Source organism: Mesorhizobium sp. SEMIA396, assembly GCF_024518615.1.
In the GTDB taxonomy this organism is placed as follows: Bacteria; Pseudomonadota; Alphaproteobacteria; order Rhizobiales; family Rhizobiaceae; genus Mesorhizobium.
Genome location: NZ_JANIFC010000011.1, coordinates 20,596 through 44,407 on the forward strand (window position 1 = coordinate 20,596; position 23,812 = coordinate 44,407).

General features: G+C 60.9%; 29 protein-coding genes. 11 read left to right on the forward strand and 18 right to left on the reverse strand.

Annotation, left to right across the window (positions count from 1 at the left end; genetic code table 11):
• The first annotated feature begins 97 nt into the window (after positions 1–97).
• The gene (locus NP503_RS24140) at positions 98–916 is read left to right on the forward strand and encodes a phosphoribosyltransferase (protein WP_127270149.1); all 819 of its coding nucleotides are present in this window, start codon (positions 98–100) and stop codon (positions 914–916) included.
• Entirely contained in the window at positions 913–1,464 is a 552-nt protein-coding gene (locus NP503_RS24145; RefSeq protein WP_127372850.1) for an AAA family ATPase, read from the forward strand. The genes NP503_RS24140 and NP503_RS24145 overlap by 4 nt, the downstream gene beginning before the upstream one ends.
• 3 nt (positions 1,465–1,467) lie before the next feature.
• On the opposite strand, the gene NP503_RS24150 is transcribed toward NP503_RS24145, so the two are convergent.
• The 5 genes from NP503_RS24150 to NP503_RS24170 form a co-directional block, all read right to left on the reverse strand.
• A complete protein-coding gene (locus tag NP503_RS24150) occupies positions 1,468–2,124 on the reverse strand; it encodes a thymidylate kinase (RefSeq protein WP_127270446.1) in 657 nt (218 codons plus the stop codon).
• Positions 2,124–2,597: a hypothetical protein gene (locus tag NP503_RS24155; protein ID WP_127271807.1), complete on the reverse strand. Its 474-nt coding sequence runs from the start codon at positions 2,595–2,597 to the stop codon at positions 2,124–2,126. The genes NP503_RS24150 and NP503_RS24155 overlap by 1 nt, the downstream gene beginning before the upstream one ends.
• Before the next feature lie 182 nt (positions 2,598–2,779).
• Positions 2,780–3,142, reverse strand: coding sequence for a Rid family hydrolase (locus tag NP503_RS24160; protein WP_127270444.1), 363 nt, complete (start codon positions 3,140–3,142; stop codon positions 2,780–2,782).
• 251 nt (positions 3,143–3,393) lie between these two features.
• Complete coding sequence (locus NP503_RS24165) at positions 3,394–3,849, reverse strand: DUF6644 family protein (protein ID WP_127270443.1); 456 nt, start codon at positions 3,847–3,849, stop codon at positions 3,394–3,396.
• Positions 3,850–4,239: a DUF6152 family protein gene (locus NP503_RS24170; RefSeq protein ID WP_127270442.1), complete on the reverse strand. Its 390-nt coding sequence runs from the start codon at positions 4,237–4,239 to the stop codon at positions 3,850–3,852.
• Positions 4,240–4,459: 220 nt separating this feature from the next.
• Between NP503_RS24170 and NP503_RS24175 the strand changes: the two genes are divergently transcribed.
• On the forward strand, positions 4,460–4,780 hold the full coding sequence (locus NP503_RS24175) for a DUF1476 domain-containing protein (protein WP_127270441.1): 321 nt from the start codon (positions 4,460–4,462) through the stop codon (positions 4,778–4,780).
• A 92-nt stretch (positions 4,781–4,872) separates the two neighbouring features.
• On the opposite strand, the gene NP503_RS24180 is transcribed toward NP503_RS24175, so the two are convergent.
• On the reverse strand, positions 4,873–5,427 hold the full coding sequence (locus NP503_RS24180) for a DUF4142 domain-containing protein (protein ID WP_127270440.1): 555 nt from the start codon (positions 5,425–5,427) through the stop codon (positions 4,873–4,875).
• A 211-nt stretch (positions 5,428–5,638) separates the two neighbouring features.
• Positions 5,639–6,382 carry a DUF899 family protein gene (locus NP503_RS24185; protein WP_164749022.1) on the reverse strand — a complete coding sequence of 248 codons (744 nt, stop codon included), beginning with the start codon at positions 6,380–6,382 and terminating at the stop codon, positions 5,639–5,641.
• A gap of 145 nt (positions 6,383–6,527) precedes the next feature.
• On the opposite strand from NP503_RS24185, the gene NP503_RS24190 reads away from it, so the two are divergent.
• A complete protein-coding gene (locus tag NP503_RS24190) occupies positions 6,528–6,863 on the forward strand; it encodes a hypothetical protein (protein WP_127270438.1) in 336 nt (111 codons plus the stop codon).
• An 11-nt stretch (positions 6,864–6,874) separates the two neighbouring features.
• Here NP503_RS24190 and NP503_RS24195 read toward each other — a convergent pair whose 3' ends face one another.
• The 5 genes from NP503_RS24195 to NP503_RS24215 all read right to left on the reverse strand — a co-directional run bounded on the left by NP503_RS24195 (position 6,875) and on the right by NP503_RS24215 (position 11,643).
• Positions 6,875–7,699: a carbohydrate ABC transporter permease gene (locus tag NP503_RS24195; RefSeq protein ID WP_127270437.1), complete on the reverse strand. Its 825-nt coding sequence runs from the start codon at positions 7,697–7,699 to the stop codon at positions 6,875–6,877.
• Position 7,700: 1 nt separating this feature from the next.
• The gene (locus NP503_RS24200; RefSeq protein ID WP_236382911.1) at positions 7,701–8,573 is read right to left on the reverse strand and encodes a carbohydrate ABC transporter permease; all 873 of its coding nucleotides are present in this window, start codon (positions 8,571–8,573) and stop codon (positions 7,701–7,703) included.
• 116 nt (positions 8,574–8,689) lie between these two features.
• The gene (locus tag NP503_RS24205; protein WP_127270435.1) at positions 8,690–9,958 is read right to left on the reverse strand and encodes an ABC transporter substrate-binding protein; all 1,269 of its coding nucleotides are present in this window, start codon (positions 9,956–9,958) and stop codon (positions 8,690–8,692) included.
• A gap of 285 nt (positions 9,959–10,243) precedes the next feature.
• A complete protein-coding gene (locus tag NP503_RS24210; protein ID WP_127270434.1) occupies positions 10,244–10,732 on the reverse strand; it encodes a GNAT family N-acetyltransferase in 489 nt (162 codons plus the stop codon).
• Positions 10,733–10,737: 5 nt separating this feature from the next.
• Complete coding sequence (locus tag NP503_RS24215; protein WP_127270433.1) at positions 10,738–11,643, reverse strand: lytic transglycosylase domain-containing protein; 906 nt, start codon at positions 11,641–11,643, stop codon at positions 10,738–10,740.
• A 181-nt stretch (positions 11,644–11,824) separates the two neighbouring features.
• On the opposite strand from NP503_RS24215, the gene NP503_RS24220 reads away from it, so the two are divergent.
• A complete protein-coding gene (locus NP503_RS24220; protein WP_127270432.1) occupies positions 11,825–12,394 on the forward strand; it encodes a methylated-DNA--[protein]-cysteine S-methyltransferase in 570 nt (189 codons plus the stop codon).
• Between the two features lie 34 nt (positions 12,395–12,428).
• Here the strand turns inward: NP503_RS24220 and NP503_RS24225 are convergent, their stop codons facing one another.
• Entirely contained in the window at positions 12,429–12,758 is a 330-nt protein-coding gene (locus NP503_RS24225; protein WP_127270431.1) for a hypothetical protein, read from the reverse strand.
• A gap of 296 nt (positions 12,759–13,054) precedes the next feature.
• Here NP503_RS24225 and NP503_RS24230 point away from each other — a divergent pair, with 296 nt between their 5' ends.
• The 3 genes from NP503_RS24230 to NP503_RS24240 all read left to right on the forward strand — a co-directional run bounded on the left by NP503_RS24230 (position 13,055) and on the right by NP503_RS24240 (position 13,989).
• Positions 13,055–13,267 carry a cold-shock protein gene (locus NP503_RS24230; RefSeq protein ID WP_010910991.1) on the forward strand — a complete coding sequence of 71 codons (213 nt, stop codon included), beginning with the start codon at positions 13,055–13,057 and terminating at the stop codon, positions 13,265–13,267.
• A 270-nt stretch (positions 13,268–13,537) separates the two neighbouring features.
• Complete coding sequence (locus NP503_RS24235; protein WP_027039317.1) at positions 13,538–13,738, forward strand: hypothetical protein; 201 nt, start codon at positions 13,538–13,540, stop codon at positions 13,736–13,738.
• On the forward strand, positions 13,735–13,989 hold the full coding sequence (locus NP503_RS24240) for a hypothetical protein (RefSeq protein ID WP_127270430.1): 255 nt from the start codon (positions 13,735–13,737) through the stop codon (positions 13,987–13,989). The genes NP503_RS24235 and NP503_RS24240 overlap by 4 nt, the downstream gene beginning before the upstream one ends.
• Before the next feature lie 31 nt (positions 13,990–14,020).
• Here NP503_RS24240 and NP503_RS24245 read toward each other — a convergent pair whose 3' ends face one another.
• The 3 genes from NP503_RS24245 to NP503_RS24255 form a co-directional block, all read right to left on the reverse strand.
• On the reverse strand, positions 14,021–14,629 hold the full coding sequence (locus NP503_RS24245; RefSeq protein WP_127270429.1) for a glutathione S-transferase family protein: 609 nt from the start codon (positions 14,627–14,629) through the stop codon (positions 14,021–14,023).
• 292 nt (positions 14,630–14,921) lie between these two features.
• Positions 14,922–15,770 carry an EAL domain-containing protein gene (locus NP503_RS24250; RefSeq protein WP_127270428.1) on the reverse strand — a complete coding sequence of 283 codons (849 nt, stop codon included), beginning with the start codon at positions 15,768–15,770 and terminating at the stop codon, positions 14,922–14,924.
• Positions 15,767–16,660 carry an EAL domain-containing protein gene (locus NP503_RS24255; RefSeq protein WP_127270427.1) on the reverse strand — a complete coding sequence of 298 codons (894 nt, stop codon included), beginning with the start codon at positions 16,658–16,660 and terminating at the stop codon, positions 15,767–15,769. The genes NP503_RS24250 and NP503_RS24255 overlap by 4 nt, the downstream gene beginning before the upstream one ends.
• Before the next feature lie 208 nt (positions 16,661–16,868).
• Between NP503_RS24255 and NP503_RS24260 the strand changes: the two genes are divergently transcribed.
• Entirely contained in the window at positions 16,869–18,071 is a 1,203-nt protein-coding gene (locus tag NP503_RS24260; RefSeq protein WP_127270426.1) for a pyridoxal phosphate-dependent aminotransferase, read from the forward strand.
• A 62-nt stretch (positions 18,072–18,133) separates the two neighbouring features.
• Here the strand turns inward: NP503_RS24260 and NP503_RS24265 are convergent, their stop codons facing one another.
• Positions 18,134–19,651 (reverse strand): MFS transporter, encoded by a 1,518-nt coding sequence (locus NP503_RS24265; protein ID WP_127267441.1) that lies wholly within the window; start codon positions 19,649–19,651, stop codon positions 18,134–18,136.
• Between the two features lie 220 nt (positions 19,652–19,871).
• Between NP503_RS24265 and NP503_RS24270 the strand changes: the two genes are divergently transcribed.
• Positions 19,872–20,915, forward strand: coding sequence for a hypothetical protein (locus NP503_RS24270; protein ID WP_127267440.1), 1,044 nt, complete (start codon positions 19,872–19,874; stop codon positions 20,913–20,915).
• A gap of 68 nt (positions 20,916–20,983) precedes the next feature.
• Here the strand turns inward: NP503_RS24270 and NP503_RS24275 are convergent, their stop codons facing one another.
• Complete coding sequence (locus tag NP503_RS24275; RefSeq protein ID WP_127267439.1) at positions 20,984–21,388, reverse strand: cupin domain-containing protein; 405 nt, start codon at positions 21,386–21,388, stop codon at positions 20,984–20,986.
• Positions 21,389–21,699: 311 nt separating this feature from the next.
• Between NP503_RS24275 and NP503_RS24280 the strand changes: the two genes are divergently transcribed.
• Entirely contained in the window at positions 21,700–23,751 is a 2,052-nt protein-coding gene (locus tag NP503_RS24280; protein ID WP_127267438.1) for an elongation factor G, read from the forward strand.
• Positions 23,752–23,812 lie beyond the last annotated feature (61 nt).

The window sequence follows — 23,812 nt, forward strand, 5'->3', positions numbered from 1 at the left end:
GATCGAAAGCGGCAATCAGGGGCCCTGCACCAACGATAGCGAAGTCAAAAGAAACGTGTTATTCAGCCCCCTAGGGCATAACTAGGGGGCTGACGATATGACCATACCTACCAATGATCCGTTTATATTATTAATTACAATAATACTTTCGATATCGACAGTTGTGGCGGTTTTAGATTTTGTTGGATTTCTTCCTGGATTTATATCCAAGTGGTTAAATCGAAATAAGCTGGCTTCAACCCTAGACGTTCTGCGCGAAATGGGGATCGAAGGAAGGGTCGTCAAAAGAAGAACAATTTCAAGCTTATTTCATTCTTTTTACAACAAAGAAGATCTGTACTCTGGGACCATACGGGATTTAAATTCGATAAAAATTTCCAAGAAGGTTTCGGTTGGTAGCGTTAATTCAACTCAGTCTAATGGATTTATTGATCTGATGGGCGCAACGACCTCTTCGGAGGTTGCTGAGCGCTACGCTAAACGCCTCGTCACTTTTTGGCGAGAAAAATTGAATAACGACGCAGAACTCAAGAATTTCGAATTTTCCTTTATAGTTGCTCCTAAGAGCGGAAGTCCATTCATTGCCTACGAAATGTCTAAAATACTGAACCTCCCCTTGGTTGTGCACAACTCGAAGCCAAAATTCGAAATAGACCCTGCTATGTTCTCGTCCTATTTCGACGCATTGGCGCAGCCGCCAAAAAATTCTGTGGGCCTTATTGTCGATGACAGTACCACTGGAGGCGCCAAAGCAATGAAACTGATCGATGACCTTAAGAAATTCGAGCTAAAGGCCACGGAGTTTCTTGTCGTGTTTGAGCCGGAGATCAAGGATCCACGCCTCGTTTTAGCAAACAAAGGGGTGACTCTTCATTCACTGGTCAAATTTCGGGCGACCGGGAAAATAGAAAAGTGAAGATACTGATATGCGGGGCCTTTTCAGCAGGAAAAACAGAAACGGTGCTTGCAACGAAGACTTTGCTGGAGACTAACGGACACAAGGTGTCACTTGTCGAGGAAGTCGCCCGAAAAGCACCATTTGCGCTCAACAAATCTCAGGATTTTGAGACTACATCGTGGTTATACTGCCAGCAAATCTGTAGTGAGATCGAAGCCAGTAAGGATGGAGCTGCAATCACCATCTGTGACAGGGGTATTCCAGACATATTTTCGCATTTTCTAGATACCATGGAAAAGGCATCAAAGCCGGGCCCATTCTTAGACGCTCTATTCCCCGCGCTGAAACAATGGTGCTCCACATATGGCAAAGTCTTCTTTTGTCCAGTCGATCACGGCATTCCTGTTCAGGTCGACTCACTACGCGTTGCTGACCCAGCATACCGTTTAAAGATGGAAAACCATAGCTTAGAGGCGCTCGAAATGCTTGACGTACAATACGTTGGGCTTTCATTCGAAAAGGAGCACAGGGCGAATGCGATATATCAGTCGATAGCCAATCTCTGACGATTACAGTTGTGTCAGAATCTCGGCGGCAAGCTCCTCAGGTCTCCTAAGGTTGCCGTCAAAATCTACATCAACAGCGCACCACTCCCCTAAAACCGATTTCGCAATTAGATTTTCATACACGAGCGGAACCCTCGTAAGTAAGGAGCTATCCGCCTCATGCCTATCGGCATCAAGGTCAGTATAGTCTCTCTTAGGTTTTCTTAGGACGTTTTTCGCCGACGCGTTCGGTGATATACGCAGGTAGGCGTTGAGATTAGGAGCTGGAAGCCCGAACACTTTTAATTCTAGGTTCAAGACCCATTCTATCATTTGATCCTGGAATTCGAGGTCGACTTTTGCTGACTGATAAGCCATATTTGAAGCAATATACCTGTCGAATATCAGAAAATCGGATTTTAAATTAATACTTTCGATAAGGGATTTCGACTCAAATCTATCCATCGCATAGAGCGTGGCAATCGATTTCGGGTCCTCAGGAATATATGTTTTCCCCGACAAGAAATTACCTAGCGCCTGACCTGCTATGGTTTCAGAATACCGCGGGAAAGAGACAATGGTAGCAGTCTTCCCTCGATCCTCGATCAGGGCTTTTAACGACTTTGATACTGTAAATTTTCCTGCTCCATCAACACCCTCAATAGCTACTATTTTGCCCATCAAACGAATATGATCCTCTGCAACACTCTTGAATTCGACAGTAGAAACCGAAACTGAGACTCTGACATCTTAAATCTGGTAGCCTGATTCAATATTATTTCCCGACGCCGCACCATTGGCTCAAAAAATAGAACATCGGCCTCGTCAAAAGCAAACCGAACTGCGAGCTTTACGAGGTCGAATTCAAACTCCAAGCCTTCCGGCAAAACTTTATCAGTATAAAAAGTCTTAGAGATGTCTTTGAAATAAATCGAATACTTTAGGAGATCAAAGGCAGATACGGTAAATTCTTCTTTTCCAAATACAAGTTTTAAGTTGCCACCTTGCTTCTTAATACCATCCGCTATGCTTTCTGACGACATCATAATACACACGCATGCTGCCTGCGCCGTGTCAAAGTCAGAAATAATCTCTGTGTAACTTTTGCTCATTGAAGACACTAGTGCCCAATTATCGGTCTGGAGTCGTGGCATTTAAGGCCACCCTGCTCTATAGGCGTGCCAGCCGCAAGAGGGGAACTCGACGACCGAACCCAGCGTCGCAGCAGACTTAGTCGACACATAGAGAGGGCCGCTAATCTCCGCAATCCCAACCCCCGTTTTCTAACACCTAATGCTTTCCCGCTTGCGTGAGCAATGTAACCGGCGTGCCCCCCTCACGCCACAGCCACACACTCGATCTCAATATCAAACTCCATCGGCCAAGACGCCACCGGCACAAAACTCCGCGCCGGCGGATTGGTCGAAAAATACCTGGCATAGACCCGGTTAATCGCGTTGTAGAAGCCGGAATTGACGGCGTAGATGCGCACCATCACGACGTTTTCCAGCGAGGTTCCGGCCGCTTCCAGGCAATGTTTCAGCGCCTTCAGCGACGCCTCGGTCTGTGTTTCGATGTCGCCGCGCACCATCTCGCCGGTCACCATGTCCACCGGCGGCGTCGCCGAGATGAAGACGAAGCCGTTGGCCTTGACCGCCGTCGAGCAGGGCAGGCCAAGCGCCCGCACCTTGTCCGACATGACGGGGACTTCGATGATTTCTTTTTTTCACGGCAGTTCTCCTTTGTTTGCAGGAAGCTTATCCCGGCACTGGCGGAACGCCAGCGCCGTTCTTCCCTTCTCCCCTTGTGGGAGAAGGTGGATCGGCGCGATAGCGCCGAGACGGATGAGGGGTGGTCCAGCGGAGTGAGACGTTGGCGTTCCCTGGAACACCCCTCATCCGTCGCCTTCGGCGACACCTTCTCCCACAGGGGGAGAAGGTGGATGCGGCGCTAAAGAAAACCGATGAACCGTCCGGCGAACAGCACTGATGTCCACAGCAGTATCGAGAGCACAGCCAGGATGGCGCTGCCGGCCGGCTCGTCACCGCCTCTGGCGAAGCGCAGGAAGGCGAAAAAATTGACGCCGGCGAGAAGGATGAGTGCCATCTTGGCGAGGAAGACCGGCATCGCCGCATAGGTGCTCGCCTTGACCGAAAACAGCAGCGAGCCGGTGACGAGCGCACCGACGAACGCGCCTAAAGCAACGCGGCGCAGCAGCGCGACGAACGCGGCGTGCGGCAGTGAGCGGAAAGCGCCGCAGATCCTGAGGTCCATGAGGAGGACGCTGGTCAGCAGCGCGCCGATCGACAAGATGTGGAGCGCGTTGACGATGGGGTAGGCAATGAAGGAGCCCTTCAGCCACCGCGCCAGGGCAAATTGCTCGATGCCGGCGAGGAACTCCGCCATCTAGGCCGGCGGCACGCGGTCGGGATAGACATCGTATGTCTTGCCGCCGACGATGACGCGCACCGCTTTCATGCGCTTTTCGCTCGCCTCGACCGAGCGGTTGCCGATCGCGGTCACCTCGTCGCCGACCTTGGCCACCTCCTCCGTGAAGCCAGCGGCGATGGTGCGGGACGGCGGCGCCATCTCCACCCGCCAGGCCTCTCCCTCGGCGTCGACATCCAGCGTGGCGTGCGGATTGCCGATATAGATGGCCGTGATCTTGCCCCTGAGTTCGAAAAACCCGTCCTGCGTCCACGACCAGCCATGATGGGCATAGGCCGCGGTGCCGGCGGCAAGCATCACGGCCGCCGTCAGCGCGACGCTGCGAATTCCATTGAAAGGCGACCGCATCACTCGTCTCCTCGGTTCGTCCACCATGCATTCGAGAGTAGGACACGGCGCGGCAACGTCAAATCACATCGGCCAAATGACCGGAACCGCCAAGCACCCCGCTCAATCGCCGGCGTGAACGATCCGGCCTTGCTAAAGACATCCATGCACGCCACTCTCGCCTTCCCTGCCCGCTTTTCCCTTGGGCTGAAGATCGGACTCACATCGAACGAGGCAAACCATGAGCAGCATGAGAGACCGTCAGGAAGGCTTCGAAAAGAAGTTTGCGATGGACGAGGATACGAAGTTCAGGGCCATGGCGCGCCGCAACAAGCTGCTCGGCCTCTGGGCCGCCGAAAAGCTTGGCAAATCTGGTGCGGACGCCGACGCCTATGCGAAGGAAGTGGTGCACGCCGACTTCGAAGAGGCCGGCGACAACGACGTGTTCCGCAAGGTGCGCGCCGATTTCGACGCGGCGGGCATCGCCCAGTCGGATGCCCAGATACGCACCGCCATGGAAGAGCTGCTGGTGACCGCGGTGGAGCAGATCAGGTCGACCTGAGCGCCGCTCATTGTGCTTGGTTTGCCACCGTAACGCTCTACGGCGCCCCCAGACAGAGGGGGGCGCCGTAGAGCGTCGGCCTTGAACCGCCCTCACCCCTGATGCGCGGCCGCCAGTTCCTTCACATGTTTTTCGTGCATCTGCAGCGTCGGCAGGGTTTTCTTGGCGAATTCCTTCATCGCCGGGTCGTCGCCGGATTGCGCATAGCCGCTGAACAGCGCGACGGCTTCCTTGTGGGCGTTGGTCTGCATCTCGATGTATTTGGCCTGGAACTGATCGCCGCTGGCGCCCTTCAGCTCATCGAGCATCTTCTGCTCCTTGGGCTGCAGGGCCGGACCTGACGGCGCGGTGGCCGAGGTTGTCTGGCCCTGGGCAAGCGCCGCCTTGAATTCCTCGCCGGCCTTGGTGTGGTCGGCGATCATCTGTTTGGCGAACGCCTTGACGTCGGCATCGGTCGCCTTCTGCTCGGCGAGCTTGCTGGACTCGATCTCGAACTCATTGGCGCTCGGCACCGTCTTGATGAAGGTCGAAGTGTCGACCTTCGTCGTCGTAGCGAGCGGCGTGGTCGTGGCGGTCGTGTTCGACTGGGCAAAGGCCGGCGCGCCGGCAAGCAATGCTGCTGCGGTCAGAATGGCAAGCGTCTTCATGGCATGTCTCCGGTTGGAATTGTCCCTCGGACAATCCAACGTCGCTTGGGCACTCCGGTTGCAGCTCTTGAGGAAGAAGCCTGCGCATATCGCCTCGATCGCCCCGCCGTATATGTGGCTTGCTCGAACGCTCGCCGATGCCCTCGTTCGAGCCAGCCCATGGGACTCATGTTCCGAAAACTGAAACGCGGCGGCTGGCCAGAGCTGCCTTTCAGTGGCAACACGCCTCGCCATATTGCAGCTGCTCGTTCCAGTTCGGGCGGCCTTCCGGCGTGAAATCCATCAGGTTCCACAGCGTTTCGCAGGTGCCGAGGCTGCGCGGATCCTGGCCCGGCTCCGTCGGCGCGAAATCCAGTTCCGAACTCCAGAAATGGCGTATGCCCTCGCCGTCGCGGTGAAACACCGACAGCAGCGGGATCTGTGAGCCGTCGGCCGCCTCCGCATTGTAGTCGCGCTTGAAGCTGTTGGAAGCCGAAGACACCAGCCGCATGTTGCGCCAGCCCCTGTCGAGGCCGAGCGTGACCAGGTTTTCGAGCGCGGTCTTGCCCACCACCGCGAAATTGAAGCCGGCGGCCTGGAGATGCCCGACCGCGCCGTCGAACTGGTCGAGCAATGCCGTGCAGGAGGGGCATGGCTGGTCCTGCCGGGCGAGCTTCGCCGTGCCGCCGCTGGTCGCCACCTCGCGCTTTTCCTGCGGATGGCGCGGGAACATCATGTTGTAGAGGATGAGCGAGTCCTTGCCGGGCGCGAACAGCTCCGACAGCTTTATCTTTGCAGGCCTCCCATCGCCGTCCAGCCCGTCGAATTCATAGTCCTGGCGGATCAGCCCGCCCGGCGGCAACGCGCGCCGGGCCTCGGCGACCTCTTCCATGGCGCGGCGCAGCTCGATTTCCTTCTTCAGCAATTTTTCGCGCGCGGTGCGGTATTTGGCGGATTCATTGGGAAAGGTGATCATGATCGGCTCCTTCAAGTCGCGGCGCCGGCGTCCCGGCGCGGTTGCTCTGCGACCCAAGGACGTTCGGCAGCGATCGGTCCCGACATTTATTGCGCATGGTGAGATGTCGTAATACCTGTTCGGGCAGCGTGATCCGGGGAACAACATGCACGACGGCGAGATCGATCTGCGCTGCCCGCAAGTGGTGGCCGACAATGCCGCCAAGGGCCTCAGGCTGCGCGGCGAGTTCGGCCGTGGCGGCACCGAGATCGGCGTCGCCCGAGCCACCGAGCTGAAGAACCGGGAAAAGCTCGCGCCCTCCACCATCCGCCGCATGGTCAGCTATTTCGCCCGCCACGAGGTCGACAAGCGCGGCAGGAACTACGGCAATGAGCAAAACCCTTCGGCCGGTTATATTGCCTGGCTGCTGTGGGGCGGCGACGAAGGCCGCGCCTGGGCGCTGGAGCTCAAGCAGAAGATCGGCAACGCGCCGGACATCTGAGGACTCGTCCCTCACCCCTTGACCCCGCCCGCGGTGAGGCCGGAAACGATTTTGCGCTGGAAGATCAGGACCAGCACCACCAGCGGCACCGTGACGATCACCGAGGCGGCCATGATGTTGCCCCATGGGATCTCGAACTGCGAGTTGCCGGAGAGCAGCGCGATCGCCACCGGCACGGTCCGCTGTGCGTTGTTGGAGGTGAAGGTCAGGGCAAACAGGAACTCGTTCCACGCGCCGATGAAGGCCAGCAGGCCGGTGGTTGCCAGCGCCGGCCACATCAGCGGCAGGAAGACCCGGGTGATGATGAGCCACGGCGTCGCGCCGTCTAGGATCGCCGCCTCCTCGACCTCGACCGGCAGGTCGCGGACGAAGGTGGTGAGCACCCAGACGGTGAACGGCAAGGTGAAGATCATGTAGGAGAAGATCAGCGCGAACAGCGAATTGTAGAGGCCGAACAGGCGGACCAGTTCGAACAGCCCCGCCAGCAGCGCCACCTGCGGGAACATCGACACCGACAGGATGATGAACAGCAGGGCCGAGCGGCCGCGGAATCGAATGCGCGCCAGCGCATAGGCCGATGTGACGCCGAGCAACAGCGAAAGCGCAACCACCGCGCCGGAGACGAACAGCGAGTTCAGCAAGTTGCGCACGAAGCTGCCTTCGGTCAGCACATTCCGGTAGTTGGCGAGGCTGATCGTCGTCGGCCACAGATCGGCCCGGAACAGGTCGGTCCCCGATTTCAGGCTGGTGACGATGGCATAGTAGAACGGGAACACGGCGACGAAGACGATGACCGCGACCAGCAGGTAAAAGGCCGTGCGCTTCACGATCCACATGTCAGCGGCCTCCGTCCAGCCTGATCCGGCCGATCCGGATGGTGACGATGGTGAGCAGAGCTAGGATCAGGAAGAGCAAGGTCGAGGCGGCGGAGCCATAGGCGAACTTGTCGAACTCGAACAGGTTCTCGCGGGCGAACACGGACATCGACTTGGTTTGCACATTGTTGGGCGTCAGCACATAGATCAGGTCGAAGATGCGCAGCGCATCGAGCGCGCGGAAGATCACGGCCACCATCAGCGCCGGGCGGATCAGCGGCAAGGTCACCCGCCAGAAGATCTGCCAGGGGTTGGCGCCGTCGAGCCTGGCGACCTCGATGATCTCCCTCGGCAGCATCTGCAGCGCGGCCAGGATGAGCAGCGTCATGAATGGTGTCGCCTTCCAGATATCGACGATGAGGACGGCCGCCATCGCCGTGTCGGCGTTGGCCGTCCAGGCGATCTTGTCGCTGATCAGGCCGAGGTTGAGCAACACGACATTGATGATGCCGAACTGGTCGTTGAGCATCCATTGCCACATCTTCGCCGAGACGATCGTCGGGATCGCCCAGGGGATCAGGATCGCTGCCCTGACGATGCCGCGGCCGGCGAATTCGGCGTTGAGAACCAGGGCAACGATCGTGCCGAGGATGGTCTCGCAGGTCACCGAAATCACCGTGAAACGCACCGTGTTCCAGACGGCACGCCACCAGACCGGGTCGACGAGCAGCCCGTCATAGAGGGTCCGGCCGCTCGGCATATGCAGCACCGAGAAGTAATTGGCGAAGCCGACCCATTGGCGCGCGTCGAGGTCGGCCAGCGAGGCGTCGGTGAAGCTGAAATAGACCGTGCGGGCGAGCGGCCAGCCGGCCGCCCCGGCGAGCACCAGAAGCATCGGCGCCAGGAAAAGCCACGCCGAGCGAACGCGCTGTGCCGTCAACGGCGATGGCCGACGACGAACAGCCTGTGTCTCCGACGCCGCACGGGCGTCGGTCCCTGTCGGCACTGTGGTCACCAGCCGTTGCCCTTCAGCTTGGTCAGCATCGCTTCGAGGTCGGCTAGATTGTCGGCGGCGGTGCCGTCGCCCGAGAGCGTGTTGTGAACGGCGTTCCAGAACTGGCTCGACGCCTCGTTGTATTTGATCCTGGTCGCGGCCGACGGGCGCGGCACCGCATTGAGAAATATCTGCTTCCAGCGCGGAATAATCGGGTGCTCCCTGGCAATGTCGGCATCGTCATACAGCGCCTGGATGGTCGGCAGGTTGGACGTCTTCAGCGCGCGGTATTTCTGCATCGCGGGCGAAGCGATGAACTTGACCAGCCCGATCGCGGCATCCGGATGCTTCGAATGTTTGGAGACGGCGAGATTCCAGCCGCCCAGGGTCGCGACCGGGCGCGCGCCGTCGCCCGTGCCGGCCGGCAGCGGTGCCACGTCGAACTTGTCCTTGATCGGCGAGCCCTCGCCGTTGCCGAGCGCATAGGCATAGGGCCAGTTGCGCATGAACACCGCATTGCCTGTCTGCCAGACGCCGCGCGATTCCTCTTCCTGGTAGGCGAGTACGCCGGGCGGCGCGATGGTCCCGACCCAGCCCTTGATCATATCGAGCACCGCCGCCGCTTTTGGATTGTTGATGGAGATGGAACCGTCCGGCTCGATGATCTGGCCGCCGCCATTCGACATCACCCATTCGAGCGCGTCGCAGGTCAGCCCCTCATAGGCGTTGCCCTGGAAGACGAAGCCCCAGATATCCCGATTGCCAGCCGCACGCTCCTTGTCCATGACCAGCCTGGCGGTGTCCGCCAGTTCCTTCCAGGTGGCCGGCACCTTGGCGCCATATTTGTCGAGGAGATCCTTGCGGTAGTAGAGCGCCGGCGCATCGGTGAAGATCGGCAAGGCGACGAGCTTGCCGTTGACGGTCTGTGACTGGATGATCGATGGAAAATGCTCGGCCACGACGTCCTTGGTCGCTGCGGTCAGATCCACGAGCTGACTGGCGAGCTGCGGTGCCCAGATCACGTCCGTCTGGTAGACGTCGATGTCACTGTTTCCGGCGGCGAGCCAAAGCCGGTACTGGCCGAACTGGTCGGTCCCGGACGTCGGCATGACGACGATGCTGACCTTGTTGCCGCTGTCTTTCTCGTAACGGTCGAGGATCTCGCGCAGCACCTTGATGCCGTCGCCGGTATCGCCCGACACCATCGACAGCTCGACGGCCCGCGCCGGCGTGCCAGCCAGGATGGCAGTGACGCCGAGCGCCAGGAATGCGCGAGAGAGTTTCATAATGGTGAATGTCCCTCCGCAGCCGGCCGCCGAAAATCCTCCCACCCGCCGGCAGCTTGTCAGGCCCTCACCTCCCATTGAATGCGAAGCGGCGCTTTTGGGTTCCCAAATCGCGCCGTTCCTGCGTGGGGCGACACCCATCAGGGTGTGTTGAGATTCAGGTCAGGCCGAGTCGAAAATGGTGGTTTCCGAGAACCGGAGCGGAGCGTACTTTTGGGTACGTGAGCACCGGAAGCGCAGGAAGCCATCATTTGCAGGCCGGCATCACCTGAATATCAGCACACCCTAGCCTTCCCAGGCGACAGGCATCATGCCCAGCCGCTCATAGAGCCGGACGGCGGTGGGATTCTCGACCGTGTTGGTCTTGAGGTCGACATGATCGGCGCCGCGTTCGCGAAAAACGGCGAAGGCGTGCCACATCAGCGCTTCGGCAACGCCCTTGCCGCGAGCCTCGGGATGAACGGCTAGATCCTTGACGAAGGCGCGGGTCCAGCACAGTGCCGCTGCCGCCAGCCGGCCCTTGGCGTCGATGACGAGGAAGCACAGTGCCGGGTCGAATTCGGGATCGTCGGCGATGCGCGGCCACCACTCATCGAACGGACCGTCGGCGCCGTCGTCGAACACTTCGGTCAACAGCGCATGCAGGGGCAGCGCATCACCGGGCTCGAAGCTGCGCATGACAAAGCCGTCGGGCCAGTGCGGCGGAACCAGCGTCTCGTCGAGGATCTTGCGCAGCCGGATGTCGTTGAGAGCCGGCGGGCGCGGTTCAGGCATCGCGCTCAGGCGTCGGGCTGCAGGCGACGGCGCTGGCGGTCGCGGCCAAGGCCGGTCGCCTCGAGCAGGCCCTTGCGCTTGGCGTCGTAATAATAGCCGGTCTGGTAGAGCCAGTCGGCCTTCTTGGCGTTGCCGCCGGCCACCAGCCAGGCGCCGCGCAGATATTTCACCGCGTATTTCAGATTGGTATCGGCATCGAACAGGCCCTTGGCCGGCCCGTCATAGCCCATGCCGCGCGCCGTCGCGTGTTTGATCTGCATCAGCCCCCAATGGCCGTTGTTGTAGGCTTTCGGGTTGAAGGTGCTCTCGCGGTTGACGACATGGCGCACCAGATCCACCGGCACCTGATAGATCGCCGCATATTTCTCGATCAGCCGCTCGACATCGCCACGCACGCCCGTCGCGTGTTCTTCTTGCACGGGCCCTGCCGGGAACTGGACCAGGGCCGCCGGGTTCTGCGGCACGACATAGGCGACCTGCTGGACGCCGGGCATGCGATCGCCCTTGGCGGTTGCCGGCACGACCAGCCCCGCGGTCGTGTAGGCCTCGGCCGCCTTGACCGGCTTGCTCGCATTTGCTGGTGGCGGCGCCTGCCAGGCATTGGCGGCCATCACCGCGGGCGCGGCTGGTGCCATCGGTGTCGATCCGGCAAAAGCGGCGGTCGCCGCAGCCGGCTGTGCGGCGGGATCGAGCGGCAGCTCGGCCGTCTGAACGGGGGCGATCCCTGATGATTCCGGCAGCACCGAAACCGTCTCCGGCAGCGGCACGGTGAAACCGGCGTCAGTGCCGGCGACGGTCGCTGTTTCGGTGAGAGCAGGCGCGGACTTCATCTGCGAGGTCGACGTGCAGCCGCTGATGCCGGCGGCGGCCAGGATCACGCCGATCACGATAAGGTTGAGTTTTGCTGGCAAGCCGCGCTCGGGTCCGGTTTGTCGGGTTGTTAAGAAATTCCTTACACCAGCGATTCAGGCCGGGCAATCGGGGCGATCAGGTGGTTTTCGGGTGGCGAGACGCAGGCGGTGATGCCATATTGTTCCGCATATGTACTGGGACCAATCCCGGATTTCGCCACTTTGCGGGAAGGAACGCATCATGGTCACGACAGCTTCGATCACGGCCGGCCACGCAGTGTTAGAAACAGTGATCGGTTTCATGGGCATTGCGTGGAGCGAAAAGGGCCTGATCCGGCTCTGCCTGCCCGAACGCAGCCGCGAAGCGGTGGAGCGGCGCCTGCTGCGCCATGGCGGCGTTTCCAGTGCCACGGCGCAGCCGCCATGGGTGGTCGAGCTGATCGCGGCGATCAAGGCCTATGCGGCGGGCGAGGACATCGATTTCTCCGCCGTGCCGGTCGATCTCGACGGCGTCGACGATTTCCGCCTCGCCATTTACGACGCGGCGCGAAAACTCTCCTTCGGCGAAACCACCACCTATGGCGAGCTGGCCAAAACCGCCGGCCATGCCGGGCTCGCCCGCGAAACCGGGGCCGCCCTTGGCTCAAATCCGGTGCCGCTGGTCATCCCTTGCCATCGCATTCTTGCCGCCGGCGGCAAGATCGGCGGCTTCTCGGCGCCCGGCGGATCGATCACCAAGGAGAAGATGCTGGCCATGGAAGGCGTGCGCGTCGGCCCCCCGCCACCAGCGCAGGTGTCGTTCGGGTTCTGATGTAGGCAGGTGCCTAATTGTTGTAGGCAGGTGCCTAGTTGTTGTGGAAGAACCGCCGGCGGAAATGCCGGTCATTGTCCGGCCGCTTGCAGTTGTAGACCGGGCAGGACTTTGTGTCGGCGCTCGGCACGTAGGCCCGTGTCCTCACCTCGCCCATGCTGCAGAATCGCTGGCTCTGCACATAGCGGTCGTAGAGCGGCAGTCTAGGCACCCGCTTCGACTGGTAGCGCAGGATGACGGCCCCTTGCCGGGCGATCGTCCCCTGAACCTTGCCGCAACCCATACGCGTCGGGTCGTAGCGCGAGATCGCCTGCGCCTGGGCGGCGACAAGCGTGAGGCAGGCGGCAAGCAGAATGATTTTCATGGTCCTCTCCCCCAAGATCCCCTCCCAAGCGGGTGTGGATCGAGCGCCCACAGGCTCCGATCATCGCGACGCTCTCACGCGATTGGGGCGGCCATTGGGCGGCGCCCTCATCACGGCTTTCTCACGCAGTCTTGTTTTTCGTGCGAAAGCAGCCTATATGCCTTCCATTGATATTTCGGCCGATCGATCCGGGCCTCGCGATAATCGCGTTTGCTGACGTCTATCTCCAAAATCTCGATGCACACCGGCTGGACCTCGGTCTGGTCAATCTAAAGCAAATGTGAAGGACTATCTAAATGGCAACTGGAACGGTCAAGTGGTTCAACGCCACCAAGGGCTTCGGCTTCATTCAGCCTGACGCGGGCGGCGCGGACGTTTTCGTCCACATCTCCGCTGTCGAGCGTGCTGGACTGTCGACCCTGGTCGAAGGCCAGAAGATCAACTTCGAGATCGAGCAGGACCGCCGCACTGGCAAGTCGTCCGCTGGATCTCTGAGCAAGGCAGCCTGATTTTGCGATAGCGCGCGCCGGGCGAGAGCTCGGGGCGCGCGGCAAGTCACGGATGTACTGACAGTCGCGCGAGAAGCGCGCTGGAGCGGAAAGACCCGACAAGCTGGATCAGCAGATAGCTGCCAGCCCGGACCGGACGTTCCCGATCAGGCTACCAAGCATGGAAGGCGGGATTTAATCCCGCCTTTTTGCTGTCTGGGGTTAGGTGCTGCAACGGGCGCTACAGTCCCACCGGTGGTACTTTTAGCCTAGTAGTGGTATCATTCGGCCATGACCAAGCTTGAGCAAATTGAAAAATCCGTTGCGGAACTGAGCCCTGAAGAACTGAAGGCGTTTGCTGCCTGGTTCGAAGCGCTTCGGGAGGATATGTGGGATCGGCAGATCGAGGCCGATGCGAAAGCCGGCCGATTGGATAAGCTTGCCGAACAGGCACTGACGGACCATCGCGCTGGTCGGACGCGGCCTCTGTGAATCACGTCGCCTCCCCATCGTTCTGGGAGGCTTACGAAAAACTGCCATCGGCGATCAGAGCAAAAGCGGACAGGCGTTTTGAAAGACTCCGCTCCCACCCTTTTGATCCCTCGCTGCATTTCAAACAGGTCGGACGCTACTGGTCTGCGCGAGTTGACGACAATTACCGGGCTGTTGCCACCCGCACCAACGATGATGTGATCTGGTTCTGGATCGGCACCCATGCGGACTATGATCATCTCTTGAAGTAGCTACCCATCCGCCCACCTGGCGCGGGACAAACTACCCCATCCACTCGATCGGCACATGCCCCGGATCCGCTTCCACTCGGCCAAGCCAGGCCGCCACCGCCGGATAGGCGTCGAGATGGAAGCCGCCCTGCTCCGCCGTATGCGTATAGGCATAGAGCGCGATGTCGGCGACGCTGAGCGTGCTGCCGGAAAAGAAAGCATTGTTTTCCAGATGCCTGTTCATCACGCCGAGCGCCTTGTTGCCGCGCTCCAGCGTCACCGCCAGCCGCTCCGGGGTCGCATCCCCAGCACGTTCGGGGAAGGTCAGCAGCGCCTTGCGCACGGCAATGTAAGGCTCGTGGCTGTATTGCTCGAAGAACAGCCATTGATAGGCAAGCCCACGCTCATACCTGTCCGCCGGCAGGAAGCGTGTGCCTTCGGCGAGATAGAGCAGGATGGCGTTGGATTCGGCCAGCCGCCGGCCATCGTCGAACTCGAGCAGCGGCACCATAGCATTCGGATTCTTGGCGACAAAGTCGGCTTTGCGCGTATCGCCGGTGTGCGAACTCACTTCGACATTGGTAAAGCCAAGGCCAAGCTTGGCCATCAGCAGGCGCGGCTTGTAACAATTGCCGCTGTCGATCATGCCGTAAAGTATCATGGCTGTTCCCCGGAGCACTGTCTCCGCGCGATTATCGCAGCGGCGGCGGTCTCAACCAATGATTTGTTTTGGTACGACGATCAGCGCCGCTGATATGTGAATCGCCGAAAATCTGAGGCCGTTGAAGGGCATGTTGAGATTCAGGTCAGGCCGAGCCGAAAACGGTGGGTTCCGAGAACCGGAGCGGAGCGTACTTAAGTACGTGAGCTCAGTTCTACTGCGTGGCAGTAGAACTAGGGAAGCGCAGGAAGCCGCCGTTTGCAGGCCGGCATCACCTGAATATCGACATGCCCTAGCCAAAGAGGGGCACGACCTTGCTGTCCCGGCCCAGCAGCGCATCGATGACCAGCGGTTTCTCCTCGAATACCGTGCCGGCCAAGGCCGGACGGGCAAGGAGAAAACCCTGCAGCAGGTCGACGCCGCCTTCGAGCGCGACGCGCAGATGGGTGGGCTGCTCGATGCCTTCGACCAGCACCTTGGCGCCGCGGTCATGCAGGCTGGAAACCAGCGGGCGGAAGAACCGTTCGGCGGCAGCGTGGCGGCAGAACTCCGCGAACCAGGTGCCGTCGATCTTGACGATGTCGGGCTTGAGCAGGCTCACCCGCTCCTCGGTCGAGTGCCCGGTGCCGAAATCGTCGATGGCGATGCGGATGCCGTCGCGCCGCATCTCGCGCACCAGCCGCACGAGAAGCGCGTCGTCCGCCGCCTGTTCGGTGATTTCGCAGACCAGCATGGCCGGCGCCAGGCCGAACTCGCCGAGATGCCTGGTCATCAGGCGAATCTCGGCCAATGCCCGCCCGGCATGGTCGTTGATCAACGGGTTGTAGTTGAAGAACAGGTCGAGCCCGTCGACGCCGATGTTGCGGAAATTCCTGAGATGCAGCGCCCGGCACATGGTTTCCACAAACAGCCGGTCCGAGACGGCAACGCTTTCAAAGAACACCTTCGGCGCGCCGGGGCGGCCGGCACGGTGCGGCTCGATCAGGGCTTCGGCCGCGACCGCGTGAAGGAAACGGCCGCGCGGCGCGAAAATCGGCTGATAGGCGCTGCGCAGCCGGAACTCGCCATGGATGCCGTATTCGATGCCGACTTCGTCGACCCGGATCGCATCGCCGACATTGCGCCGCCGATCGTCTCTCATGTCGCCACGCGGCGCCCGAAGGCCTTGACCGGCCGCGCCGAAGGCGTTCCCACGGCAGGAGCCGACGTGTCGACGGCAGCAGCGACAGGCGCCTGCCTGGCCTTGTCGAAGACGCCAAAGCTGGTCGGCGCCAATTCGGGCCGCGCCAGCACGAAACCCTGCACCATCGACGCACCCGATTTCTCGGCGAGCTCCAGTTGCCAGCCCTCCTCGATGCCTTCGAACACCGTATGGATACCTTGCTCCTCGAAGTTCTTCACCATGGTGGTCAGCAACGCGAAGCCGGCGCCGGACTCCATCAGCTGCGTGATCCAGTAGGCATCGAACTTGACGATATCCGGCTTCAATTCCTTGACCCGATTGATGTCGGAATCGTCCGCGCCATAATCGTCGACGGCGATGCGAAAACCGTTGGCCCTCAGTGCCGCGACGAAGCCATGCAAGGCTTCCTGCGACGCCGACCGCTGCTCGGTCACCTCGCAGACGACGCGACGCGGGTCGATGCCGGCCTCGTGCAGCACGAGCCGCATTTCGCGCAAGGCAGCGTCGGCAACGGCGCGTTCGGTGAACACTGACGGGTCGAAATTGACGAAGATCGATGCTTCCCGCGGCAGGCAGGCACCGGCGTTGAGAAGATGCAGCGTCCTGGTCAGCGCCTCGATATGCAGCCGGTCGGCGGCCGGGCAGGTCGAGAAGAAATTCATCGGCGATTGCGGCTCGCCGTCGCGGAACGGCCGGATCAGCCCTTCGAACGCGACCACCGACAGCTTGCCTTCCTTGAAAGCGAAGATCGGCTGGAAGGCGCTTTGCAGCGTGTAGATACCCCAGACACCGGTGGAGGTGCCGTCGTCCTGACGGATGATGTGGGCAAGCCCGACGCTGCGCGACACGGTTCCTCGCTCCGCAATTGGTCTGCCATCCTGCCACTCAAGCCTCTACCGCTCGTTAATGAATTTATTGTTGCCGACCCCGGGTCCCGATCACAGCTCCTTGAGACCTGGATCAGCCGACAATACTTGCGTTGCGCGAAATCATGCGACATGAGAAGCGCCGCGGTCGCTCCTGGCCGCGCCGATCTTCCATGGAGACGTCAAGCTCATGGCCTTTCTTGCCGACACCCTTTCCCGCGTGAAGCCTTCCGCCACCATCGCGGTCACGCAGAAAGCGCGCGAGCTGAAAAATGCCGGCCGTGACATTATCGGGCTTGGCGCCGGCGAACCGGATTTCGACACGCCCGACAACATCAAGAATGCGGCAATCGAGGCGATCCGCCGTGGCGAAACCAAGTATCCGCCGGTTTCGGGCATCGTGCCGCTGCGCGAGGCGATCGCAAAAAAGTTCAAGCGCGAGAACAATCTCGACTACAAGCCCGAGCAGACCATAGTCGGCACCGGCGGCAAGCAGATCCTGTTCAACGCCTTCATGGCGACGCTGAACCCCGGCGACGAGGTCATCATTCCTCGCCCCTATTGGGTCAGCTACCCCGAGATGGTGGCCATATGCGGCGGCACCTCCGTGTTTGCCGACACCTCGATCGACAACGGCTTCAAGCTGACCGCTTCCGTGCTGGAAAAGGCGATCACGCCGAAGACCAAATGGCTGCTGATGAACTCGCCGTCGAACCCGTCGGGTGCCGCCTATACCGAAGCCGAATTGCGCGCGCTGGCCGACGTGCTGTTGAAGCATCCGCATGTCTGGACGCTGACCGACGACATGTACGAGCACCTGACCTATGGCGATTTCGTCTTCAGGACCATCGCCGAGGTCGAGCCTAAGCTCTACGAGCGCACGCTGACCATGAACGGCGTGTCGAAAGCCTATGCAATGACCGGCTGGCGCATCGGTTATGCGGCGGGTCCGGTTCAACTGATCAAGGCGATGGACATGATCCAGGGTCAGCAGACATCGGGCGCCTGCACCATTGCGCAATGGGCATCCGTCGAGGCGCTGAATGGCCCGCAGGATTTCATCGCCAAAAACAAGGCGATCTTTCAAGGCAGGCGCGACCTTGTCGTGTCGATGCTCAACCAGGCACGCGGCATCACCTGTCCGTCGCCGGAAGGCGCCTTCTATGTCTATCCTTCCTGCGCCCAGCTGATCGGCAAGAAGACCAAGGCCGGCAGGCTGATCGACACCGACGAGACCTTCTGCTCGGAACTGCTCGAAGCCGAGGGCGTCGCGGTGGTGTTCGGCTCGGCCTTCGGCCTCGGGCCCAACTTCCGCATCTCCTACGCGACCTCGGAGACGCTTCTGGAAGAAGCCTGCACACGCATCCAGCGTTTTACGGCTTCGCTGACCTGACCGACGCACTATGAATGCAAAAACCCGGCTTCACCGCCGGGTTTTTTAATGGGCCGTCAGCCTCACGCCTCGTGCTTGGTCTCTTTGGCCGAGCGCGCCTCGGCCGGCGCCAGCACGGCGACCAGCAATGCGGCGGTGAGGAACGCGCCGATCGCTGCCGTCAGCATCGCGGCGTGGAAGCCGCCGGCATAGGCGGCAGCATAGAGTTCATGCACGCCGCTTTCGCCCATCGCCGCATCGGTTGCGAAATCATGCCGTGAAATCGCAGCACGGGCGACCGCTTCCGCGTTGGCGACACCGGCATCGCCGAGATACCCGGTCAAAAGGTTGGTTGCCCGCATGCTCATCAAGGCGCCGAGCAAGGCGATGCCGATGGCAAGGCCGCTCTGGCGGGTGGCATTGATGACCGCCGACACCATGCCCGAGCGTTCGCGCGGCGCATAGGACATGGCGGCAGCGCTGCCGGTCGGGATTGCAAGCGCATTGCCGAGGCCGCCAATGGCGAACAGAAGGCACAGCATCGCATAGGGCGTCGAAGGGCCGGCCCAGCACATGCCGAGCATGGACAGGCCGATAGCAACATAGCCGATGGTCATCAGCGCGGAGTGACCATAGCGCGCGCTCAGCCTGCCGATCCATGGCGACACCACGATCTGGACGATGAAGGCCGGCGCCATGCGCAGGCCGGTCTGCGTCGGCGACCAGCCCTGCACCTGCTGCAGGAACATCGAGAAGAAGAAGACGCTGGAATAGGAGGTGAAGCCGAGCGCGAACGAAGCGACATTGGCGACGGCGAAGCGGACATCGCGGAACAGGCCAAGCGGCAGCATCGGGCGTGCAGTGCGCGCCTCGAAGCCGAGGAAAGCAGCCAGACCGACGACGCCGGCGACCAGCGCCGCGACCGTCCTTGGCTCGCCCCAGCCATTCTCGCCGGCCGAGATCAGGCCGAAGGTCAGCGCCCCCAGCCAAAGGATGCTGAGAGCCAGGCCGACGAGGTCGAGATGGGCATGTTCGGGATGCGCCGTCTCGTTGATCGAAACAGCACCGAGCGCGATCGTGATCAAGCCCAGCGGCAGGTTGATCAAGAAGATGCTTTGCCAGCCGACGGTCTCGACCAGGATGCCACCGAGGACGGGACCAACGAGCAGAGAGATGGCGGCGAACGACGCCCAGCCGCCAATGACGCCAGCGCGCTGGCGCGCATCGGGAAAGGCCTGCGTCAGGATCGACAGCGCGCCTGGAATGAGCAGCGAGCCGGCGATGCCCTGTACCACCCGGCCGGCCAGCAGAACCGGCAGATTGGGCGCGACGGCGCAGATCAGCGAACCGGCCACGAAGATGCCGACGCCGGCCAGCCACGAGCGCTTGCGGCCATAGCGATCGCCGATCAGGCCGGACGACAGCATGAAGGCGGACAGGCACAGCGTGTAGGAGTCGACCACCCATTGCAGGCCGCCGAAATCGGTTTGCAACGCCTGCTGGATGGTCGGCAGCGCGACATTGACGATGCTGACGTCGAGCAGAGCCACGAACGAACCAAGATAGATAGCGGCGACCAGGGGCAGACGGTGCTTTGACATGGCTATATCCAGACGTGAGTTAGAGGCCATGCAGGTGCTACAGTCAAAGCCGAAGTGGCTCCGAGGGACGTTGCCGGCCGGCATGGCGTGCGAGCCAGACGCGCGAAATCAGCTTGCAATCCGGGAAACGTGCGCAGCGAACCCGCGGACCATCGTCATATGACGACTAGGAAGCCGGCCGCATTCGATCAACCATGAAGCCTCAGAAGGGAGATGCATCATGGCCAAAGGCGGCAATCCATCAAACAATCACGACGGCGAATTCATAGTGTCCGGGCCGGGCACTGAAAATACCGAGCGGTTCAAGCAGGCGCTCAGTGTTTCATTTGCCGAGCAGACAGCCACATCAATGAACTATTTCAAGCAGTCGGACCCTAACGACGAGGGCCAGATCTCCGCTCTTGGCGAGGCAAAAATTGATTACCTGAAAGCACAGTCGGGCTGTTACTGGACCGAGGAAGCTGAAAAATGGACCAGGGCAAAACTGAAACGCTTTGCCGATCGCAACGATCGAAAGCGAATTCTAGGCAACAGTTTCGATCGCTCCGAAATGGTTGTCTTGCCGCGCCGCAAAGATGGGGCGATGCCGATGGAAACGCGGCAACTGCAAGGCGATCCCTATGAGTATTTCCATTTTTGGCCTGGCACCTTCGGTAACTACAAATACAGCTGGTTCAACCGGACCGGGGACGGACGCATTCTGCGAGACGAATCTTACGAGTGGGATGGGGCGCCGGATTTGGGCGGCTTGGTATTTTTCGAAAACAACAGCGCCGGCGATAGAGATTACCTGCACGCCATGCTCGAAAGCGGCATCTGGTTTACCTACACTCCCAAGAAGACCGGCCGGCTCGACTTGTTTGCGGAATTCGTCTCCACCTACGACACAAGGTACAGGTGGATGCGTGACGAAATCGGCTACAGCCACACCAGAGTCCTTCAGGCGACCGATGTCGTTTTTGGCACCTTTTCAGGCGATCAAGCCGTGGGACGAGATTACCGAAGCAACAGCACCCTTGTCGATTTTCAGCGTTGGTTTGAAGGGGACGTAGGGGATTTCGCCAATTTCGGAGAAAATGGCTTTGACGACGGAACAATACACAATTTTTTTGGGCGGCCGGGCGCAATGGTTTTTGCTGGACAACCGGTCGAGATCTTGGTCGGCTGCAGGGTCTTGATGGACTGCTATCTCAACGATGTCAGCATCAGGGCGTGGGAAGGCGCCCGGCGGAGGCTGAATTTTCTGGGCGTCCGAGTGGTTTAAATGCCAGCGGTTTTGCAGCTTGCGCGACGATCGTCATCGCTGCGGCAAGAAGCCTGCCCTCCGCCGGCTTAGGTGTCTCGACCGCCAAACTGCTCGTCGGTGACCCCCTCCAGCCAATCGACATGGACATCGTCGAGCGCCTCCTGCATCGCGATATGCGTCATCGCCGATTTGGGCGCCGCGCCATGCCAGTGTTTTTCGCCAGGCGCGAACGAGATGACGTCGCCGGCCCTGATCTCCTGGATCGGGCCGCCCCACGTCTGGGCAAGCCCGGCGCCCTCCGTCACGTACAGCGTCTGGCCAAGCGGATGCGTATGCCAGTGGGTGCGCGCGCCCGGCTCGAAGCTGACCAGCGTGGCCCGCAGCCGCGCCGGCGCCTCTTTCTCGATGATCGGCGTCTGCAGCACCCGGCCGGCGAAGTATTTTTCCGGCGCGATGACGGTCGGCACGCTGCCGCAGGCAATGATCTTCATGGGTCGATGGTCCTTCAAGCAGCGGGCGACGGGTCGCCTGTTTTCAGTTTCGGCCGATATCGGTCGACGTGCAACAGCTTCCCGCTGCCAGCCCCAGCATATGATCCGCACGGTCCACTGCCGAGCAAAGGGTTTCTATTTTTCTTGCCCTGCCGGCAAACAAGTGGGACGATGGCTTTGGGCAGGTGGCACTTGAAAAGAACCCCGCCCGCGACGGTCGAACAGGCCGGCCGCCGCTCAGGACCGATTGACCAAGCCTGAACCATACATGCCAGTCGGTCCTACGGGAAACGCCTGAGTGGAGGTCAGTCATGGGTACTCGCGCCGGAGGACGACGCACGGGACCGAAATGCATTGCCATAGTCGGTCCCTTCGCAAGCGGTAAGACGACACTTCTCGAAGCCATATTGGCCCGTACGGGCTCAATTCCCCGACAAAATCCCGTTTCATCAGGTAACACCGTTTCAGATCATTCGCCCGAGGCGCGCGCCCACGCCATGAGCGTCGAGGCGACGGTCGCCACGACCGAATTCATGGGCGAGCAGATCACCTTCGTCGACTGTCCCGGTTCCATCGAATTCTCTTTCGAGGCCGAACCGGTGCTGGCCGCCTGCGACCTCGCGGTCGTCGTAGCCGAGGCCGATGAAAAGAAGATCCCTGCCCTGCAACTGATCATGCGCAAGCTCGACGATCTCGGAGTGCCGCGCATTCTGTTCCTCAACAAGGTCGACAAGGCAATCACCGGCGTGCGCGACACGCTGAAGATGCTGCAGCCGGCCAGTGCCGTGCCGTTGCTGCTGCGCCAGATTCCGCTGCGCAAGGACGGTGTCGTCATTGGTTCGATCGACCTGGCGCTGGAGCGCGCCTACATCTATCGCGAATATGCCGAAAGCGAGGTGGCGCAGATTCCCGGCGACGACAAGGCGCGCGAGCTCGAAGCGCGTTTCTCGATGCTGGAGACGCTGGCCGACCATGATGACCAGTTGATGGAACAACTGCTCGAGGAGATCGAGCCGCCCAAGGATGCGATCTTCGACGACCTCGCCGCCGACCTGCGTGACGGTGCGGTGATCCCGGTGCTGATCGGCACCGCCGAGAAAGGCAACGGCGTGCTGCGCCTCCTGAAGGCGATCCGCCACGACGCGCCCGACATCGAGGCGACCCGCAAACGGCTCGGTGCACCCGACGGCGCGGCTACCCTGGTCCAGGTGATGAAAACCATCCACACCTCGCATGGCGGCAAGCTGTCGGTGTCGCGCATCCTCTCCGGTCAGGTCGTCGACGGTTCCGAACTCTGGCTGCCCGGCGGCGACACGGCCAAGGTTTCCGGCATCTACCGGATGCTCGGCAAGGACCAGTCCAAGCTCTCCATCGCCAAGGTCGGCGACACGGTGGCACTGGGCAAGCTGGACGAGGTCAAGACCGGCCAGACGCTGAGCTCGGCCAAGGGCGGCATCAAGCCGCTCGTCCAGTTCGAGCCGCCGCAGCCGGTCTTCGCCTTCGCGCTCCGCCCCAAGGAGCGCAAGGACGAAGTGAAGATGTCGGCCGCCATCCAGCGGCTGGCCGAGGAGGACCCCTCGCTCAGCCTGCGCCACAATCAGGACTCGGCCGAAACCGTGCTGTCGGGCCATGGCGAGATGCATCTGCGCGTGGTGCGCGAGCGGCTGGAAGGCAAGAACCAGATACCGGTCGAAGGTCATCCGCCGGCGGTGCCCTATCGCGAGACGATCCGCAAATCGGCGCAGCAGCGCGGCCGTCACAAGAAACAGTCCGGCGGCCATGGCCAGTTCGGCGACGTGGTGATCGAGATCAAGCCGCTGCCGCGCGGTTCCGGCTTCCAGTTCACCGACACCATCACCGGCGGCGTCGTGCCCAAGACCTACATCCAGTCGGTCGAGACCGGGGTCCGCGACTATCTGAAATCCGGGCCGCTGGGCTTTCCGGTCGTGGATGTCGCAGTCAACCTGTCGGACGGCTCCTATCATGCGGTCGATTCCTCCGACATGGCCTTCCAGATGGCGGCCAGGCTGGCGATGAAGGAAGGCATGGCCGCGTGCTTGCCGGTGCTCCTGGAGCCCGTGATGAAGGTCGAGATCGTCACCCCCTCCGACGCCACCTCGAAGATCATCGCTCTCATCCCGCAGCGGCGCGGCCAGATCCTCGGCTACGACGCGCGACCCGACTGGCCGGGATGGGATGTCGTCGAGGCAACCATGCCGCAAGCCGAGATCGGCGACCTGATCATCGAGTTGCGCTCGGCGACCGCGGGCGTTGCCAGCTATCGTGCCGTCTTCGACCACATGGCCGAACTCACCGGCCGTCTGGCTGACGACGCCATGAACACCAACGGCAAGGCTGCCTGATGGCGTGGCGTTCCTCTCGAACCTGATTCGGGGGAACAAAAGAAAACGACGTCCGGCGGGG

Bases quoted from the DNA above. Each gene is read 5' to 3' on its own strand.
- NP503_RS24140 (WP_127270149.1), top strand. From the start codon at position 98: ATGACCATACCTACCAATGATCCGTTTATATTATTAATTACAATAATA.
- NP503_RS24150 (WP_127270446.1), bottom strand. From the start codon at position 2,124: ATGGGCAAAATAGTAGCTATTGAGGGTGTTGATGGAGCAGGAAAATTT.
- NP503_RS24155 (WP_127271807.1), bottom strand. From the start codon at position 2,597: ATGCCACGACTCCAGACCGATAATTGGGCACTAGTGTCTTCAATGAGC.
- NP503_RS24160 (WP_127270444.1), bottom strand. From the start codon at position 3,142: ATGTCGGACAAGGTGCGGGCGCTTGGCCTGCCCTGCTCGACGGCGGTC.
- NP503_RS24165 (WP_127270443.1), bottom strand. From the start codon at position 3,849: ATGGCGGAGTTCCTCGCCGGCATCGAGCAATTTGCCCTGGCGCGGTGG.
- NP503_RS24170 (WP_127270442.1), bottom strand. From the start codon at position 4,239: ATGCGGTCGCCTTTCAATGGAATTCGCAGCGTCGCGCTGACGGCGGCC.
- NP503_RS24175 (WP_127270441.1), top strand. From the start codon at position 4,460: ATGAGCAGCATGAGAGACCGTCAGGAAGGCTTCGAAAAGAAGTTTGCG.
- NP503_RS24180 (WP_127270440.1), bottom strand. From the start codon at position 5,427: ATGAAGACGCTTGCCATTCTGACCGCAGCAGCATTGCTTGCCGGCGCG.
- NP503_RS24185 (WP_164749022.1), bottom strand. From the start codon at position 6,382: ATGATCACCTTTCCCAATGAATCCGCCAAATACCGCACCGCGCGCGAA.
- NP503_RS24190 (WP_127270438.1), top strand. From the start codon at position 6,528: ATGCACGACGGCGAGATCGATCTGCGCTGCCCGCAAGTGGTGGCCGAC.
- NP503_RS24195 (WP_127270437.1), bottom strand. From the start codon at position 7,699: ATGTGGATCGTGAAGCGCACGGCCTTTTACCTGCTGGTCGCGGTCATC.
- NP503_RS24200 (WP_236382911.1), bottom strand. From the start codon at position 8,573: ATGCTTCTGGTGCTCGCCGGGGCGGCCGGCTGGCCGCTCGCCCGCACG.
- NP503_RS24205 (WP_127270435.1), bottom strand. From the start codon at position 9,958: ATGAAACTCTCTCGCGCATTCCTGGCGCTCGGCGTCACTGCCATCCTG.
- NP503_RS24210 (WP_127270434.1), bottom strand. From the start codon at position 10,732: ATGCCTGAACCGCGCCCGCCGGCTCTCAACGACATCCGGCTGCGCAAG.
- NP503_RS24220 (WP_127270432.1), top strand. From the start codon at position 11,825: ATGGTCACGACAGCTTCGATCACGGCCGGCCACGCAGTGTTAGAAACA.
- NP503_RS24225 (WP_127270431.1), bottom strand. From the start codon at position 12,758: ATGAAAATCATTCTGCTTGCCGCCTGCCTCACGCTTGTCGCCGCCCAG.
- NP503_RS24230 (WP_010910991.1), top strand. From the start codon at position 13,055: ATGGCAACTGGAACGGTCAAGTGGTTCAACGCCACCAAGGGCTTCGGC.
- NP503_RS24235 (WP_027039317.1), top strand. From the start codon at position 13,538: ATGACCAAGCTTGAGCAAATTGAAAAATCCGTTGCGGAACTGAGCCCT.
- NP503_RS24245 (WP_127270429.1), bottom strand. From the start codon at position 14,629: ATGATACTTTACGGCATGATCGACAGCGGCAATTGTTACAAGCCGCGC.
- NP503_RS24250 (WP_127270428.1), bottom strand. From the start codon at position 15,770: ATGAGAGACGATCGGCGGCGCAATGTCGGCGATGCGATCCGGGTCGAC.
- NP503_RS24260 (WP_127270426.1), top strand. From the start codon at position 16,869: ATGGCCTTTCTTGCCGACACCCTTTCCCGCGTGAAGCCTTCCGCCACC.
- NP503_RS24265 (WP_127267441.1), bottom strand. From the start codon at position 19,651: ATGTCAAAGCACCGTCTGCCCCTGGTCGCCGCTATCTATCTTGGTTCG.
- NP503_RS24270 (WP_127267440.1), top strand. From the start codon at position 19,872: ATGGCCAAAGGCGGCAATCCATCAAACAATCACGACGGCGAATTCATA.
- NP503_RS24275 (WP_127267439.1), bottom strand. From the start codon at position 21,388: ATGAAGATCATTGCCTGCGGCAGCGTGCCGACCGTCATCGCGCCGGAA.
- NP503_RS24280 (WP_127267438.1), top strand. From the start codon at position 21,700: ATGGGTACTCGCGCCGGAGGACGACGCACGGGACCGAAATGCATTGCC.